Annotated in this window: 19 protein-coding genes; 9 read left to right on the forward strand and 10 right to left on the reverse strand. The window is 43.1% G+C overall.

Annotation, left to right across the window (positions count from 1 at the left end):
• Nucleotides 1-29: 29 nt before the first annotated feature.
• From CI959_RS17425 to CI959_RS17435, 3 genes are all read left to right on the forward strand, one after another.
• Nucleotides 30-479 carry a helix-turn-helix domain-containing protein gene (locus CI959_RS17425; RefSeq protein WP_005856911.1) on the forward strand — a complete coding sequence of 150 codons (450 nt, stop codon included), beginning with the start codon at nucleotides 30-32 and terminating at the stop codon, nucleotides 477-479.
• 65 nt (nucleotides 480-544) lie between these two features.
• Nucleotides 545-1330 (forward strand): dihydroorotate dehydrogenase electron transfer subunit, encoded by a 786-nt coding sequence (locus tag CI959_RS17430; RefSeq protein ID WP_005856914.1) that lies wholly within the window; start codon nucleotides 545-547, stop codon nucleotides 1328-1330.
• Nucleotides 1318-2235, forward strand: coding sequence for a dihydroorotate dehydrogenase (locus CI959_RS17435; RefSeq protein WP_008779897.1), 918 nt, complete (start codon nucleotides 1318-1320; stop codon nucleotides 2233-2235). The genes CI959_RS17430 and CI959_RS17435 overlap by 13 nt, the downstream gene beginning before the upstream one ends.
• Nucleotides 2236-2336: 101 nt before the next feature.
• Here the strand turns inward: CI959_RS17435 and CI959_RS17440 are convergent, their stop codons facing one another.
• A complete protein-coding gene (locus CI959_RS17440) occupies nucleotides 2337-3098 on the reverse strand; it encodes an exodeoxyribonuclease III (protein WP_036628709.1) in 762 nt (253 codons plus the stop codon).
• A gap of 136 nt (nucleotides 3099-3234) precedes the next feature.
• On the opposite strand from CI959_RS17440, the gene CI959_RS17445 reads away from it, so the two are divergent.
• Nucleotides 3235-3939, forward strand: coding sequence for an MgtC/SapB family protein (locus CI959_RS17445; protein WP_005856919.1), 705 nt, complete (start codon nucleotides 3235-3237; stop codon nucleotides 3937-3939).
• A 9-nt stretch (nucleotides 3940-3948) separates the two neighbouring features.
• Here CI959_RS17445 and CI959_RS17450 read toward each other — a convergent pair whose 3' ends face one another.
• The 3 genes from CI959_RS17450 to serB are packed head-to-tail and all read right to left on the reverse strand — an operon-like array spanning nucleotide 3949 to nucleotide 5963.
• Nucleotides 3949-4419: a C-GCAxxG-C-C family protein gene (locus tag CI959_RS17450; RefSeq protein ID WP_011966318.1), complete on the reverse strand. Its 471-nt coding sequence runs from the start codon at nucleotides 4417-4419 to the stop codon at nucleotides 3949-3951.
• On the reverse strand, nucleotides 4406-4711 hold the full coding sequence (locus CI959_RS17455) for a Dabb family protein (RefSeq protein WP_005856923.1): 306 nt from the start codon (nucleotides 4709-4711) through the stop codon (nucleotides 4406-4408). Before CI959_RS17455 ends, CI959_RS17450 begins: the two co-directional genes overlap by 14 nt.
• 25 nt (nucleotides 4712-4736) lie before the next feature.
• On the reverse strand, nucleotides 4737-5963 hold the full coding sequence (serB, locus tag CI959_RS17460; protein ID WP_005856925.1) for a phosphoserine phosphatase SerB: 1227 nt from the start codon (nucleotides 5961-5963) through the stop codon (nucleotides 4737-4739).
• A 101-nt stretch (nucleotides 5964-6064) separates the two neighbouring features.
• On the opposite strand from serB, the gene CI959_RS17465 reads away from it, so the two are divergent.
• Nucleotides 6065-6658, forward strand: coding sequence for a hypothetical protein (locus CI959_RS17465; protein ID WP_057317125.1), 594 nt, complete (start codon nucleotides 6065-6067; stop codon nucleotides 6656-6658).
• A gap of 24 nt (nucleotides 6659-6682) precedes the next feature.
• On the opposite strand, the gene CI959_RS17470 is transcribed toward CI959_RS17465, so the two are convergent.
• The 5 genes from CI959_RS17470 to CI959_RS17490 are packed head-to-tail and all read right to left on the reverse strand — an operon-like array spanning nucleotide 6683 to nucleotide 11376.
• Entirely contained in the window at nucleotides 6683-8992 is a 2310-nt protein-coding gene (locus tag CI959_RS17470; RefSeq protein ID WP_057317061.1) for an outer membrane beta-barrel protein, read from the reverse strand.
• A gap of 45 nt (nucleotides 8993-9037) precedes the next feature.
• Nucleotides 9038-9445, reverse strand: coding sequence for a hypothetical protein (locus tag CI959_RS17475; RefSeq protein WP_057317060.1), 408 nt, complete (start codon nucleotides 9443-9445; stop codon nucleotides 9038-9040).
• Nucleotides 9446-9453: 8 nt separating this feature from the next.
• Nucleotides 9454-9822, reverse strand: coding sequence for a GntR family transcriptional regulator (locus CI959_RS17480; RefSeq protein WP_005856933.1), 369 nt, complete (start codon nucleotides 9820-9822; stop codon nucleotides 9454-9456).
• A complete protein-coding gene (locus tag CI959_RS17485; RefSeq protein ID WP_057317059.1) occupies nucleotides 9819-10535 on the reverse strand; it encodes a hypothetical protein in 717 nt (238 codons plus the stop codon). The genes CI959_RS17480 and CI959_RS17485 overlap by 4 nt, the downstream gene beginning before the upstream one ends.
• 13 nt (nucleotides 10536-10548) lie before the next feature.
• The gene (locus CI959_RS17490; protein ID WP_057317058.1) at nucleotides 10549-11376 is read right to left on the reverse strand and encodes an ATP-binding cassette domain-containing protein; all 828 of its coding nucleotides are present in this window, start codon (nucleotides 11374-11376) and stop codon (nucleotides 10549-10551) included.
• A gap of 657 nt (nucleotides 11377-12033) precedes the next feature.
• Here CI959_RS17490 and CI959_RS17495 point away from each other — a divergent pair.
• On the forward strand, nucleotides 12034-12534 hold the full coding sequence (locus tag CI959_RS17495; RefSeq protein WP_005856939.1) for a thioredoxin family protein: 501 nt from the start codon (nucleotides 12034-12036) through the stop codon (nucleotides 12532-12534).
• 241 nt (nucleotides 12535-12775) lie between these two features.
• On the forward strand, nucleotides 12776-13456 hold the full coding sequence (locus CI959_RS17500; protein ID WP_008779890.1) for a hypothetical protein: 681 nt from the start codon (nucleotides 12776-12778) through the stop codon (nucleotides 13454-13456).
• A 99-nt stretch (nucleotides 13457-13555) separates the two neighbouring features.
• Here CI959_RS17500 and CI959_RS17505 read toward each other — a convergent pair whose 3' ends face one another.
• Nucleotides 13556-14929: an aminopeptidase P family protein gene (locus CI959_RS17505; protein WP_057317057.1), complete on the reverse strand. Its 1374-nt coding sequence runs from the start codon at nucleotides 14927-14929 to the stop codon at nucleotides 13556-13558.
• Between the two features lie 112 nt (nucleotides 14930-15041).
• On the opposite strand from CI959_RS17505, the gene CI959_RS17510 reads away from it, so the two are divergent.
• Complete coding sequence (locus CI959_RS17510; protein ID WP_005856945.1) at nucleotides 15042-15386, forward strand: hypothetical protein; 345 nt, start codon at nucleotides 15042-15044, stop codon at nucleotides 15384-15386.
• Between the two features lie 18 nt (nucleotides 15387-15404).
• A complete protein-coding gene (locus CI959_RS17515; protein WP_057317056.1) occupies nucleotides 15405-15830 on the forward strand; it encodes an ATP-binding protein in 426 nt (141 codons plus the stop codon).
• The last annotated feature ends 2 nt before the right edge of the window (nucleotides 15831-15832 follow it).

Below are 15832 nucleotides of genomic sequence, written 5' to 3' on the forward strand. Positions count from 1 at the left end.
TCTAGTAAGAATTTAAGATATATATGAATATGAGAGATCGTATTTTAAAAATAATGGAACGTGAAGGACTTACCCCTTCTAAATTTGCCGAATCGATCGGTATACAGCGTTCGGCAATGTCACATATTATATCTGGGAGAAATAATCCGAGTTTGGATGTTCTGCTAAAAATACTGGAACGGTTCACTTATGTTGATTCTGACTGGCTATTGTTTGGCAAAGGCGAAATGATCCGAGAACATGTGTTAACTGAACCTAATTTGTTTACAAATATGCTTGAAAATCGTCCCAATGTACAAGTTGTTGCCGAAAATCGCAAGGAAATTGGGGTTGAGACACCTGTAAACATCCAGAAACAACCTGTTGTAGAGCAAGTTATATGCCAAGAAAAGCCTTCTAAAAATGTTAGTAAAATAATGATATTTTACTCCGACAATACGTTTGATACTTTCGTCCCTGAAAAAAACAAGAAAGACTAAGGTAAACTGTTCGGTATATACGTTATATTCATGTATCTTTGCGGATAAATTGAGTAATCGTGTATATGAAGAAGTACATCTTAGACATGAAGGTAACTGAAAACTGTCACCTTCATAAAAATTATTGCCTGCTAAAGTTAACCTCGGATGGGAATCTTCCAGAGATGCTTCCCGGACAATTTGTAGAGGTTCATGTAGAAAACTCTCCTACAACATTCTTACGTCGTCCGATTTCTGTCAACTATGTAGATAAGTCTAAAAATGAGTTGTGGTTATTGATTCAACTTGTTGGTGATGGCACGAGAAAAATGGCAGAATTCCGTCCCGGTGATATTGTAAACATAATGCTACCACTGGGTAATAGTTTTACAATTCCTTCCAAGGAACAGGAGAACAAAAGACTTTTGCTGATTGGTGGTGGTGTTGGAACCGCTCCGATGTTATATCTAGGAGCTTGTTTAAAAGAAGCCGGTTTTGAGCCTACTTTTCTACTTGGGGCTCGTTCTAAGGATGATGTATTGCAATTAGATGAATTCCAGAGATTTGGTAAGGTTTATATCACAACCGAAGATGGTTCGCTAGGCGAGAAAGGGTATGTGACTAACCATACGATCCTTAAAGAGGTTCGATTTGACCAGATTTATACTTGTGGTCCTAAACCAATGATGGTGGCGGTAGCGAAATACGCAGGTGCGGAAGCTATTTCTTGCGAGGTTTCTCTTGAGAACACGATGGCTTGTGGCATAGGTGCTTGTTTGTGCTGCGTAGAGAAAAACAAGGAAGGTCATAATGTGTGTGTATGTACAGAAGGTCCCGTATTTAATATTGAGAAATTGTCATGGCTGAATTAAATGTAAACATTGGGAATTTACCGTTGAAAAATCCGGTAATGACAGCATCCGGCACGTTCGGATATGGTATAGAATATGCTGATTTCATGGATATTTCACGTTTGGGGGGTATTTTCGTGAAAGGTACCACTATCCAACCTCGTGAAGGTAATGATTATCCAAGAATGGCGGAGACTCCTTCCGGAATGTTGAATGCCGTGGGGCTTCAGAATAAGGGCGCCGATTATTTCGCTGAGCATATTTATCCGAAGATCAAGGACATCAATACGAATATGATCGTAAACGTGAGTGGGTCTTCGGTTGAAACGTATGTCGAGTGTGCGGAAAAGATCGCAGAGTTGGATAGGATTCCCGCTATCGAACTGAACATTTCTTGTCCGAACGTAAAGCAAGGTGGTATGGCTTTCGGCGTTACTACGTGTGGTGCGGGAGAGGTTGTTAAGGCTGTTCGTAGGGTTTATCCAAAGATACTTATTGTAAAACTTTCTCCTAATGTAACTGATATTACGGAGATCGCTAAAGCTGTTGAAGCGGAGGGTGCGGATTCTGTTTCGTTAATTAATACGATGCTTGGAATGGCCATCGACGCAGAGAAACGTAAACCTATATTATCTACAATAACTGGAGGTCTTTCCGGGCCTTGCGTAAAACCTGTAGCTCTACGTATGGTATGGCAAACGTATCATGCGGTAAAGATTCCAATTATAGGTTTGGGAGGTATTTCAAATTGGAAAGATGCCGTGGAGTTCATGTTAGCTGGGGCTAGTGCTATCCAGATCGGAACTTATAACTTTGTAGATCCAACTGTTTCTATCAAGGTTATTGATGGATTGAATGACTATTGTGACCGACATGGTTTTAAATCAGTAAAAGAGTTGATCGGAGCATTGGATATTCAGAGATAATCTAAGTTCATTTATAGACTTTATTTCCATTTTTTCAATAATAAAAAAGGATGTGTTCGCTTACGCAAAAAGAACACATCCTTTCTTTTTATTATGAAAAATTATTCGATCTCTAATACGGCCGGACAATGATCAGAATGTACGGCATCGTTTAATATATAAGCGGCTTTAACTTTCGGCTTCATATTGTCGCTAACCATACAATAATCAATACGCCATCCTTTATTTTTAGATCTGGAATTGAAGCGATAACTCCACCATGTATATTCTTGCTTATCCGGGTTCAAGAAGCGAAATGTATCCGTAAAACCTGCGGATAAGAAGCGAGTCATCCATTCCCGTTCTTCCGGAAGGAAACCACTGTTCTTTGCGTTCCTGATCGGATCATGAATATCTATCGGCTCGTGGCAAATGTTGTAATCGCCACAGAGAATTAAGTTCGGACGGGATTTCTGTAACTCAACGACATATTTCTGGAAATCTTCCAGCCATATCATCTTAAAATCCTGCCGTTCATCCCCACTAGTCCCGGAAGGATGATAGACACTTACGATCGATACATCCCCGAAATCAGCACGGAGGAAACGTCCCTCATTATCATACTTCTCGATCCCCATTCCATACTCGATATGATCCGGTTCCTGTTTCGTAAGAATGGCCACGCCACTATATCCCTTCTTTTGGGCACTAAACAAATAAGACTTATATCCTAAAGTCTCGAATGTTTCTGACGGGAACTGGTCTGGTTGCAACTTTGTCTCTTGGATACATAACACGTCCGGCTGTTCTTGAGCCAACCATTCGGGCAAGCCTTTACCTACGGCAGCCCTTAATCCATTTGTATTGTACGTTATTATTTTCAATTTTTCTAAGTTTAGAGGTGAATGACTTTTATTCTGTCTCAAAGATACAACTTTTGACGATTTTACATTGTTTTCATTCCATAATCGGTACATAGAAATTTTCTATATTTGTATAACTTAGAATGAATGACAGACTATGCTGGAACATTTGAACGATATTTTAGAGAATACTCAGATAACGGCCTCGACCGCCGCCGTACGATTAGCTATCAGCTTCGTGCTTGGCGCTATTATCGGTGTAGAAAGACAATTTCGCCGTAGGGACGCTGGTATGCGGACCTTTACCTTGATCTGTATGGGATCTGCCGCCGCCATGTTGATATCTATCTGGATACCACAAACCTATCCGAATTTCTTGAATGGAGATCCGGGGCGTATCGCCGCCCAAGTCCTTACAGGTATTGGTTTCTTGGGAGCAGGAGCTATTATTCAAAGTCATGGAAGCGTGCATGGACTCACTACGGCGGCTTGTATTTGGGTAATGGCTGTAGTCGGTTTGGCCGCTGGTGCCGGCATGTTCTTGGCCGCTTCTATCACTACGGCATTTACCTTGTTCGTATTGGTTTCTTTAGAAAGGCTGGAGCGACGTATGTATTTGGATGGTGTTAATAAAATACTTACGATAAATTGCTCAACCTCGACTCCCGATCTTAAAGGTATCCGGAAAATCTTGGAAAATAGGAGCATATTTATCGTAAGTCTTTCTTATGAGCATAATTACGACAAGAATACGTCGACAATTACCTATAAAGTCAATGTGAAATCCAAGTCCTCTTACAGTGAGTTATTCACTGAGATTCGAAAACTTGGTTATATTTCACAAATACGTCTTCTAGCTTGACAATGCCGTTTATTCAAGTTCACCCTTTAGCATATGCCCGGCGATACGAGCCGCTTCCTTAACGTATTTACCGCAAGGACGTTTGGCATAATACTGTTGCGTGCGTGCGGAAGGAGAGGGATTCGTCGATGTCTCTTCCGGAGGAAGAAGGCTACGGCAAATGATCGTCCCATGCTTCTCCTTGAATAAAGCCGCCATTTTTTGTACCATGCCATAGTTGCGGGCACGCGCCTCTTGATCTAGCGGATCAAATACCGGATACTTAAATCCGGCTAACATCGCCATTGCGTTTACGGTACCACAAACCTCACGCATGCGTCCGACACCTCCTCCAAAAGATACAGACATCTTTTTCGCCAGCTCTAAATCCAACTCGAAGACATCCGAATAAGCGAGGAATACAGATTGAGCGCAATTATATCCGGACTCGAAGTTGTGGACCGCTTGGTTCACACGCTCCTCTATATCAAAGGATTTCATAGTCAACACAAGCTCTGTCCGCCTTTACCGGGCCAATAATTCCTTTAGCGACCGCTACATGTTCCGGATGATTAGCGTACGTATTTACATCTTCCAAGGTAGGCAATTCAGTAGTTAAAATAATATCCCAAGTCTCCGCCGGATTACAATTAAAATCTACACGGATCATTTTCAATACGTCTATCTTATTGATTAAGGCTTCCAGTTTATCCTTAATTTCTTGCATTTTGGCTTGCTTCTCAGCCGGAGTTTGAAACTCCTTCAACTTAAACATTACAATATGTCTGATCATAATCGCTATACATTAATTATATATATTACATCTGTTCATCCAAATACGAATCCTTGTATCCAAGGAAATATAAGATACCATCGAGGCCAATCGTAGAGATAGATTGCTTGGCGGTCGCCTTTACCTTCGGTTTGGCATGGAAGGCGATACCTAGACCGGCGATACTAATCATCGGCAAGTCGTTCGCCCCGTCGCCAACCGCTACGGTCTGGCGAATATCCACGTTCTCCACTTGTGCGATCAGGCGTAGTAATTCCGCTTTCCGCTTCCCATCTACGATATCGCCCACATGATTACCCGTTAGCTTGCCATTCTCGATCTCAAGCTCGTTGGCGTATACATAGTCGATATTATATTTTTGTTTAAGGAAATTACCGAAATAAGTGAAACCTCCGGAAAGGATAGCGATCTTGAAGCCCACCTTTTTCAAGATACGCATCAAACGGTCTACACCTTCTGTGATCGGTAGATTCTCGGCGATCTCCTGCATCACGGATACGTCCAACCCCTTTAATAAGGCACAACGCTGGCGGAAGCTCTCGCAGAAATCGATCTCTCCACGCATGGCTGCCTCTGTAATCGCTTTTACTTGATCGCCAACTCCGGCACGTATCGCCAACTCGTCGATAACCTCCGTCTCTATCAAGGTAGAGTCCATATCGAAACAAATCAGACGGCGCATACGGCGATACATGCTATCCTCTTGGAAAGAGATATCCATCTCAAGCTCCGTGGAAAGTTTCATGAACTCCGCTTTCATGCACTCCTTGTTTTTCGGGGTACCACGTACGGAAAACTCCACGCTCGCCTTGGGAGTACGGGCATTCTCGTCCAACGGGATACGTCCCGTGAGCCGCTTGATATCATCAATATTCATATCTTGCTCCGCTACGATCCGGGAAACACCCGCGATTTGCTTGGCCGTAAGCTTTCGGCTTAATATCGTGATGATATATCGGTTCTTGCCCTGCATACCTACCCATTTACTATATTCTTGCTCTGTAATGGGATTGAAACGGATATTGACGTCTAATTCGTAACTCTTGAACAGTAGTTCTTTCAATATATCGCCGGAATTTCCTTCCGTGCTTTGAAACAAGATACCCAATGATAAATGGTTATGGATATCCGCTTGACCGATATCGAGGATAACAGCGTTGTTCTTGGCTAGAATCTCCGTAAGAGCCGCCGTTACACCCGGACGATCCGCTCCATTGATATTTATCAGTATTATTTCGTCGTTTTGTGCCATATTTGTCATTCTATTAGGCAAAAGTACGTAAGAATTATCGAAAAAGAGTATATTATATTAAACATTTTTGCTTATATTTGTTTTATCGTATTAACGACAAAATGTTTAATGAGAACCTGGCAACCTTAAAAAGTCCTGACCGGCAGGCGAAATGTATGAGAATCCAATTTGAAATCAAGGAAAAGTTGCCCGACATTATTTCTGAAATACTTCATTCAGATAAGTGGCTGACTTTAGTGAGAGATGAGAATCATGGATTGCGACGTGTGACGATTAAAGATCCCTACTTTGATTCAGAGGCATGCGTCGATATCTGGGAGCATGAGATTCATGTAACGACAGCTTGGTCTAACTACACCTATCGAATCTATCAAAAAGGTAATTCTGTTTGGTGCGAATACATTGGCGCTTATAGAGGATTGTTGGAACAAAACCTTTTGCCGACAGTGACTCCGAAAGAAAACATTCTGGATTCGGAAGTATTGAACAGTTCTTTGTTTGGTGACAGAAAGGAGACCTTGAGAAATTACAGCGCGGAAAACCTTAAGCTGAAGAATTTTAGGCGGGATAATTTCGCTGCGGAATATCAACTGGCTTCTCCGCAAGACCATCCTAAGATCGTATATGATGAGTTTATTAAAGAAGGGGTTCCAATTCCCCCTCCTGAAGATAGAAAAGAAAAGTCCGGTAATTAATACCGGACTTTTTTTATTTGAGGATCATCGCATGATACCCGAATCCTCGTCACTATTCCAAAGTTTCTTGTTGGCCTCCTTGAACTTGCGACCGAAGTCAAAATTCCAAGAGAAGGTTAGCATCAACATTCGGCTGAAGTCGTTTGCGTACATGTTCGTACGGCTGGGAGCGTAAGCGTTCCGATTTTCCTCTACCCGTTTGTACTGGCTGGAGAAAGGCATCATCAATCCGGCTCCAACGGCGAATTTACCTTGATTGTACCGGAACATAAACATATGGATATTCTCGCCGCCATGCAATAATTCGCCGACAAACGTATTATAGCTACTTTGTATCTGGAACATAGCCATGAATTTCTTGTACATAGCCATGACGGAAGCCCGGTAATACCAATTGGTATAGGTATGCGAATAACTATTTCCTTCGCTGATATAACGATTGACTCCACCTGTCACGGATAGGCTTATGATCCGCTTGATGATAGGGCCGACACGTAATGTCAAGTCACCGCTTAGTTTCTGCCATCCTTTTTGGTTATCGGTAATGCGAATGAACTTATTATTTTCTCGTATCACTTCCTCCATGATCCGGTCCGGGCTATTACTGTAATAAAAGTTTAAGTCTCCGGTGAATATTCCTTTTTTATATAGATAATTGGCTTGCATGTCATAACTCTTATAGGGTTTCAGATAAGGATTTCCCCGGCGTATCTGTAGCGTATCGATATATTGCTCGATGGCGCTTAGTTCCGATAGGCTAGGTGAGACATTATTTACGCTACCGTTCACCCGGAAATACATATTATCCGTAAAGTTATATTGTAAGGATACCTTTGGGCGGAACGTATAATATTGATAATCTTCCTCGCCTTCTTGCTTGAACCATGAGCGGGAGACACCTATTCCGGCGGTATAATTCAACTTCTTGACACGTCCGCTGAATTCCGTATAGAGATACGTCTCCGACTGTTTCATCTTGGTTCGTCCTCCAACCGTTCCGCTGTAGGTGTTATCCGTCCACGATTGGGTGTGTTTCAATCCTCCTCCCAATCGACCGGCCTCGAATTGCCGTTCGTAGATTCCCTCGCCGATGATGGAATATTTGTCTCCGTCCACGTTCGACAAGATATCCGATAAGAGGATATCGTTTTTCCATTCTTGATACATTTGGTTTGCGTTCGTATGTATGTACGTACCTACCATATTAAGTATCAATGTCTGCTTATGTGGTAAGGAGCGTTGGTAATAAAGGTCGAGGGAAGGACGTTTGGTAGAGTTGCTATTTGGATTCCAAGCGTATGTCTTATCCTCGGGATTATTGTTGGTATACAGGTTCTTGCCGCCACCTTTATCCTCGTCTGATAAGAAATAGCGTAGCGTAGCATTGAAATAATAATGGTCGTTATCTACCAGATTATAATTAAGAGAGAGGTTATGAGCGGTCTCGGACATTCCTCTTGGCAGACCTTCCGAGGTACGTTCCATCGTCTCGCCATTCTCAAAGCGGAAGGTCTCGACTCCTTCCGTCCATATATGATACGGATTCCGGTAGCGGACGGCGTATTGCAATCCGAACTCCGATTTCTTATGATTGAACTTCGTCGACACCTGATCGTCTCCAAAAGAGGTGGTCGGTGAATTACTAAGATCCAGATTGACAGAACCGCCGCTAGTTTCCCTCCGGACAATGTAGTCGAGTACGACAGAGGCGTTACCGTAACGTAAGCCCGGATTATCATGATATTCTACCCGGATTACCTCCTGTGGCGATAAGCCCCGGATATCGGATAGCTCCACCTTGATACCGTTGATGCAGAATTGAATAGTCCCTTCATTCGGTAGCGATACGCTATTCCGGATCGGGTCTACTTCCAAACGAGGAAGCATCAAGGCGTTCAATAGGTTGATGCCATTGCTGGAGGCCGCTTTTTGCTCGGAGGTAGGGAACGCGATCTTACGGTCCGCCGTATTACGGATAGCGGAAGCGTTGACCGTGACTTCATCTAAGGATATAGAGGAGGATGCCAATGAGATCGTACCGAGATCTATAGGCTGGGAAAGTCCCAGCACGGAGACTACCGAAGTCTTGTAACCTATGGAGGAAACAGATACTTGATAATCTCCGGCCTTGACTTTCTCGATCCGGAAAAGTCCTTTACTATCCGTCGTCGTCCCTGTGATGAATGCGGAATCGGCTGTTTGAAGCGTGATATTCACGAACTCAAGAGGAGACTTGTCGGATAGATCGATGACTTTCCCCCGGATCTGTAATTGTTGTGCCCGGACACCCCAAGAAAAGGATATAAGAAGGGCTGCCATAATGATTTGTTTCATTATAGTACGATTTAATGATTAAGAAATAATGTGTGTATGTGCTTGTTACTTAGTCCAAATCTCTTCTCCGTTCAGACGGATCTTCTGGATATTGTTGATACGGATATGCAACGTGAGATTTTTATCTTGCCCGGCGTCCCTCGCCCCGCTAACCAATAATAGAGAATCGTGGCGGCTGACTTCCGGCAAATACCGTTTCTTTCCCTCGTAATAGAGCAGCGACCGGTCTTTTGCTTCCAGTATTTGCCCCCGGGGAAATTTGGAGGCGGTTCTCGTATCGACTTTTATGTTTTCCGCTTTCAACTCCGGATTATCTATCTGGATAATCTGAAACTTTTGCGTGAAACCTGTAAGGCATTTTTCCGACGTAAACTGGGCAACGCCGAAAGTGAGGGCTGGAACGATATATAATGTCGCTATCAAGGCGATAAATACGCGATTACTTTTTTTCATGATTGTCTTTATTTAATGGTAGATATATATAATGTATAGGCTTTCGTAAGCTCGTCGATACCTACATCTAGCAGGTGCATCTCCTTGAAGACGGCGGGAAGTACCTCTTCCACGAACTGGTTATGGCGCATCTCACGGATTTTTTGCTCGGCGTCGGAAGCGACGAAGTAGCCGATCCCACGCTTGTTGTAAATAATATCGTTGGCTTGCAGGCGCTCGAAGGAACGCATGACCGTATTTGGATTTACCTCCATCTCTACCGCCAGTTCCCGTACGGACGGGATACGGCTATCGGCTTTGTAATTACCACTCAATACCCGGTCGCAAATCCGCTCGGCTATCTGGATAAATATGGATTGATTCGTATTGTAGTTCATCTTAGTTCCTTTTCTTTAAGTTTTAGATAAGCGACGTATAAGATCACGAGGGTAGCGATGAGAAATGCGGGTGTAAAGGCAAAGCTTAGCCAATACACGGCGGTATAAAGCGGGGAAGATTCATAACAAAAACTATTCATACCCGGCTGGATATTCAAGATGTTTATGCATAGATAAACAATCCCTATGATAGAAGCGATTATCAATATATATCCACCACAAGCGATTCCTAAAGCATACTTCTTGAATGTGACGTAAGAGAGGAACATCAAGGAACCGACAAATGCCAGCATGGTGAAATCTTGCAAGGTCATGATAATGTCCTTGAATGCTACAGGCTGTATATGAATGAGCATTGAGGCTATTCCCGTCCCAGTCCAGAACGTGACTTGGTACGTTAAGAATACCACGATACCTTCGATCAGGATAGCGGCAAATTTCTCTTGGTTGCTTGCGGGAAGCGTCAAGAATAATCCTCTAGGGCGGTGTATCATCAAGTTTACGTAGCTACAGAAAGCGATAAAAGTCCCCAATGATCCCAATACATATAATGTAAAGGTACGGAATCTCGTATCCCATAAAATGGAGGATAACAGGAAAAAGAAGAGGACTCCGAGGATGACCAATACCCCATAAGCTAATTTTTTCTTATTCTCTATCCAATCTTTGCGAAGTAAAAGATTGATGCGTTGTATACTAAAATCTGTTTTCATAACTATGTCATTTTTAGGAGTTCATGATTCTTTGGATCTCTTTGGGATAAGTTATCGCCGCGTTAAAGAGCAACTCTAAGGATACGACCGTCTCTTCCTTGCCATCCCTTGCGGTGACGCCTATTGTCCCTTGCGGGGTAGGCTCGGAATAAAGAGCTTTCTCTTCCGGCAGGAGTGGTCCGAAATAAAGTTTCTCGCCGATCTCGTTCAACGTCTTATTCAATAGGATTTGCCTTTGGTCTAAGATCAATACCGTGTCGATCAAGCTTTCCAGATCCCTGACCTGATGCGTGGAGATAATAACCGTCTGATTGTCATCTATCAAAGAGGCTACCAGTCTGCGGAATGTCGCTTTCGAGGGAATGTCCAGCCCATTTGTTGGTTCATCCATTAGAAGCAGGGGCGTATGAGCGGCCAGCGCCAAGGTTATCGCCACCTTTTTCCGTTGTCCTTGAGACATTTTCGACAGGCGATCGGATAGATTGATCTCAAACGATTCTACGCAAGCCTTGCAGATATCGTCTCTAAATGTCGGATAAAAAGGTGCGTACATCTTTATATATTCTATGGCGGTGACCTCAGGCATGGAGATTTCCTCCGGCAATAAGAAGATCTGCTGCAAGAAACGAGCGTTTCTCTCGGAAGGAGTTTCCTCCAATACGAGGCAAGAACCTTGATCCGGAAAGATCTGTCCGCTTAGAAGGTTTAGAAGCGTAGTCTTTCCTTCACCGTTCTTTCCCAATAAGCCACAGATGTGTCCCGATCTAACCTCAAGATTGATACGATCAAGTACCTCTTTTTTGCGGCTATAGCTGAATGAGAGTTCTTTTAATGTAATCATATGTTTTGCTGCTTTAGTGTATTAGTTTAATAGTACACTGTAAATGTAGTGGAAGTTTTTGAATAAACAAGAGGGAAGGGTATTTTTTTCCTTTTATTTTTCAAGATGGCAGTACAAGGTGATTAAAGGGAATCTCTTAATGCTATTAGCCTCTTTTCCAAGAAGGATTAGCGGTTTGTTCTTGAAGCATTACTAATTTTTCAGTTGGTGCATGATCATCTAACAGCTGTTGGAAGATCATGCACCAGCTGTTAGATGATTATGCAACAGCCGTTGGATAATCTATACTTAAAGATGAAATCGCTAAGGATTCCCTGTTGTCGGTCTAAAGGTAGGGGAGCGGGAAGCTAATGATTCTTGATGATTTTGCGGTTCTCTCGGGGAGAAAAAGGTACTCTACTTCTAAATTTATGTTGCAAAACAGTTAATTTTTTATCGATGTGTGCGCTAAAACATATAAAAAAGCTTGCTAATTTGCAGAAAATCGCTATATAATTTGGTAGAAAGAAGTATTTGGCTTTATATTTGCACCCGTTAAAGACAAGTAAGTGTCTCTTTAGCGAAAGAAACATGCTTGTTTACGATCCTGAAAATCAGGAGTCGGGAGTTTATCCCCCGGGAGATTCCCCCGATTAAGTTTAACGTAAAATTGAAAATATGAAGGTAAGAGCTTATGTTCTCATCGCATCGGTAGCGTTATTAGGAATGTCTGCCGGTTCGAAAAAGGCGAAACTTACCGAGGGTGTGAACCCCGGTGATCTAGCTCCGAGAATAGAGTTTTTGGGAAACGACGCTAAAGCCAGTTTCCACAACCAATTAGGACGTTATACATTGCTCAACTTTTGGGCGGCTTACGATGCGGAATCGCGGGCTCGTAACGTGCAATTGGCGAATGAGGTTAACAAGTTTGGTCCGGACAAAATCGCGATGTGTTCGATCTCTATGGATGAGAAAGAATCTATTTTTACCGAGACGGTAAAGATTGACAAGTTGGATCTGTCAACGCAATTTCACGAAGGACTGGGTAAAGAGTCAGAGTTGTACAAGAAGTATGATTTAAGAAAAGGTTTCAAGAACTTCTTGATTAACGACGAAGGAGTGATAATCGCCGCCAACGTCACACCGGAAAAACTGACCGAGATTCTGAAAGCAATTTAATCAGTATTATTTAGCAAAGAGGGCTGTTCCACTTCAAGATGGGACAGCCTTTTTTTATCGATTCACGAGTTTTCGTTTCGAGATGATGAAATAGCATGTATAGTCTGAGAAGGAAATGTACACTTTCTTTTTAAGTCCGTGTTTATTATTAACTCTTTTTGATTTATTAACCCTAATGGATAGGGTGATTGAGAAGGTCCTCTGTCTTTACTGTAAATGAACAACTAACATCCTATATATAATGAGATCTATACTTTTCTTTATTTGTTTGATCTTTACCTTTGAGGGACAGGCGCAAGAGGTAGAAAAATCCCATATGTGGAAAGTAGAACTCTCCGGTGCCTTGAATAATAATTCAGCATGGGAGGTAGAGCCATCTGTTACTTATCTACCGATTCCTTATGTGGGAATTACTATGGGGTTGCTTTTCTGTAATACGATTGAGAAAGATAGTTATACGGGGTTTTCAAGAGATAATCAGTGGTTCTGGGATTCAGATGAGAGTAATCCGGGCTGTCATTTCTTTGCGTTACGTCCGGCCATCCAGTTAGTAACTCCCACTTTTAAATTCGGGAAAGACAAGGATACGGGACTCTCTTTGGTCGTTTCACCTGGATTAACCATTCCTTTGCCTGTCAATCAAGAGTTTAATATAAGCTATGTTCCAAACACTCCCGGGGTATGGATACCTCAAAAATTCGATCATATAAAGAACAAGGGAGGTAAATCGTTATTTTATCATATTAAAAGTATGTTGAGCCTTGATATAGACCAGCGGTATATATTCTCTTTGGGGTATATATTCTCGAATTTTGATTTATATAGTGGAGGGCGAAACTTCGTTGTAGAGGGAAAAAGGCTTAGTATGCCCCGGATTCGTTTTATGCATTCGTTCTTTCTAAGTATTGGATATCGCTTTTAAATCGTTTCATACATTGTCTTTCTCGTTTAGCCCAAAAAGGGAGAGCTGTTTTTAAGGCTCTCCCTTTTGCATAAGCTTATATATAATAATGTATAGGATTTATCGAATTGCTTCTACTTCTTCCGTACGCAAAGGGATCTTCTTTCCTAATAGACGAGCGCCGTTCTCGGTAATCTGATAGTCTTCCTCGTTACGTATGCCACTGAAATCTTTATATGTAAACAACTTCTCGTAATTGATGAATTCGGTGAACTTGTTCTGGCCTCTCCATAAATCCATTAATTCGGGGATGAAGTATACGCCCGGCTCGATGGTCAAGACAAAACCCGGTTCCAGCTTACGTCCCAAGCGCAATGACTTACGTCCGAATTCCGTACTCTTCGGCTGTCCGTCATAACCAACGTATACCTCTCCCAGATTCTCCATATCATGTACATCCAATCCCATCATGTGACCTAGGCCACAAGGCATAAACATGGCGTGAGCACCGGCTTTTACGGCCTCCATCGGATCTCCTTTCACGAAACCAAGGTCCTTTAAACCCTCCATGATCACTTTACAAGACAACTCATATACATCCACGAAAGGAATACCCGGGCGCAAAGCCGCTACGGCAGCCTCATGGGCGGCTACTTGAATATCATAGATGTCTTTTTGACGGGTCGTGAATTTTGAGTCGGCCGGGATGGTGGACGACATATCTCCGGCATATCCCATCTCAGTCTCGGCACCGGCGTCCAATAACAGCATATCACCGCTCTTAATCATATGACTATGATCATGGTTGTGCAAAGTCTGCCCATTGATCGTGGCGATGATAGGGAAGGAGAGCTGGTAATTGTTGGCGAAAGCTACTTCCGCAACGGCAGCCGCTACATCCGACTCCCGGATTCCCGGACGTACGGTACGCATGGCAGTCAGGTGCATATCGGCGGTTACGATACAGGCTTTCTCGATCTCGGCGATTTCTTCCTCGCTCTTATAATTCCGTTGGTTTACGACACCCATGATGAAAGGTACGGAAGGTTTCTCCGCACCGGGTACGATACCCAACCATTGGAATAACTTGATCTGGTGTTCCGCACGATACGTCGGCAGATAATGGATTGGCTGGCCTTTTTGCTGGGCATTCTTCAAGTATGTCTCGATCTCCTTGAAAGGACGGACCTCCTTGATACCTGCGGCCTCGCTCTTCTCTTTTAGGGTGGGCTGCGTACCCATCCATACAATCGCGTCTATAGTCAACTCATCGCCAAAGATGATCTCCTTATCGTTATCGATATCGATGATAGCGGATAACCCGGCGTATGGCAATCCGAAGAAATACAAGAAGGTAGAGTCTTGACGGAAGTGATACGTATTATCGGCGTAGTTCATCCCACTCTCGTCGTTTCCAAGGAATAGCAACAAACCGGAACCTATGGTTTGTTTCAGCTTAGCCCGGCGGGCCATATAAGTTTCTTTACTGAACATAAGGATTATTTTTTGTTAGTGTACCAAAGATAGTAATTAATGTAATATACTAGGCCGACATTCGAAATTATTTCTTACATTAGCCCATGTAAAATGTAACCTCTGGTACCTTATGAAGATTCAAAGAATTCAAGAGCTTACCGATGCCTCCATCGTCTGTGGCTCAGAGAAACGGGAGAACGATGTGCAGTGCGCTTTTGCCAGCGATCTGATGAGTGACGTGCTTACGCTGGATTGTGGCGATGTGCTGTTGGTGACAGGACTTTGTAATTTGCAAACGATCCGTACCGCGGAGATGGCGGAAGTTTCTTATATACTTTTCGTGCGGGGGAAGAAAGTAACCCCGGATATGCTGGAGCTGGCTCGTGAGAACAATATGGTTCTTCTGGAGACAGATCATTCTATGTATCATACGGTCGGAGAGCTTTATAGCGCGGGGCTCCTTCCTATATATTAAGAAAGGAGGTCGTGAGATATGCTATTTAAGTTTGAGTTGGAGGGCGGTAATTTCTCGAAGGCGGGTTATGCGTCTAGCCAGATAAAGAAGGTCTTGAAGCAATTGGCTATCGATCCCCGGATCATTAAGCGGGTGGTCGTGGCGCTTTATGAGGCGGAGGTGAATATCGTGGCTCACGCTTGGAGAGGAACGGTTGTCGCTGAATTGGACGCTGATAAAATATCTTTGGAACTGAAGGATGAAGGGCCCGGAATCCCGGATATATCGCTAGCTATGCGTGAAGGGTTTTCGACGGCATCCGAGGCCGTGCGTGAAATGGGATTTGGTGCCGGAATGGGACTTCCAAATATGAAGAAGAACGTAGATGAATTAACGATCGAGAGCCAAGTAGACGTAGGTACCACGGTACGTATGGTCACATGGTTTAATAAAGAAGGAGCGTAGAC

Source organism: Parabacteroides sp. AT13, from assembly GCF_002272965.1.
Taxonomy (GTDB): domain Bacteria; phylum Bacteroidota; class Bacteroidia; order Bacteroidales; family Tannerellaceae; genus Parabacteroides; species Parabacteroides distasonis.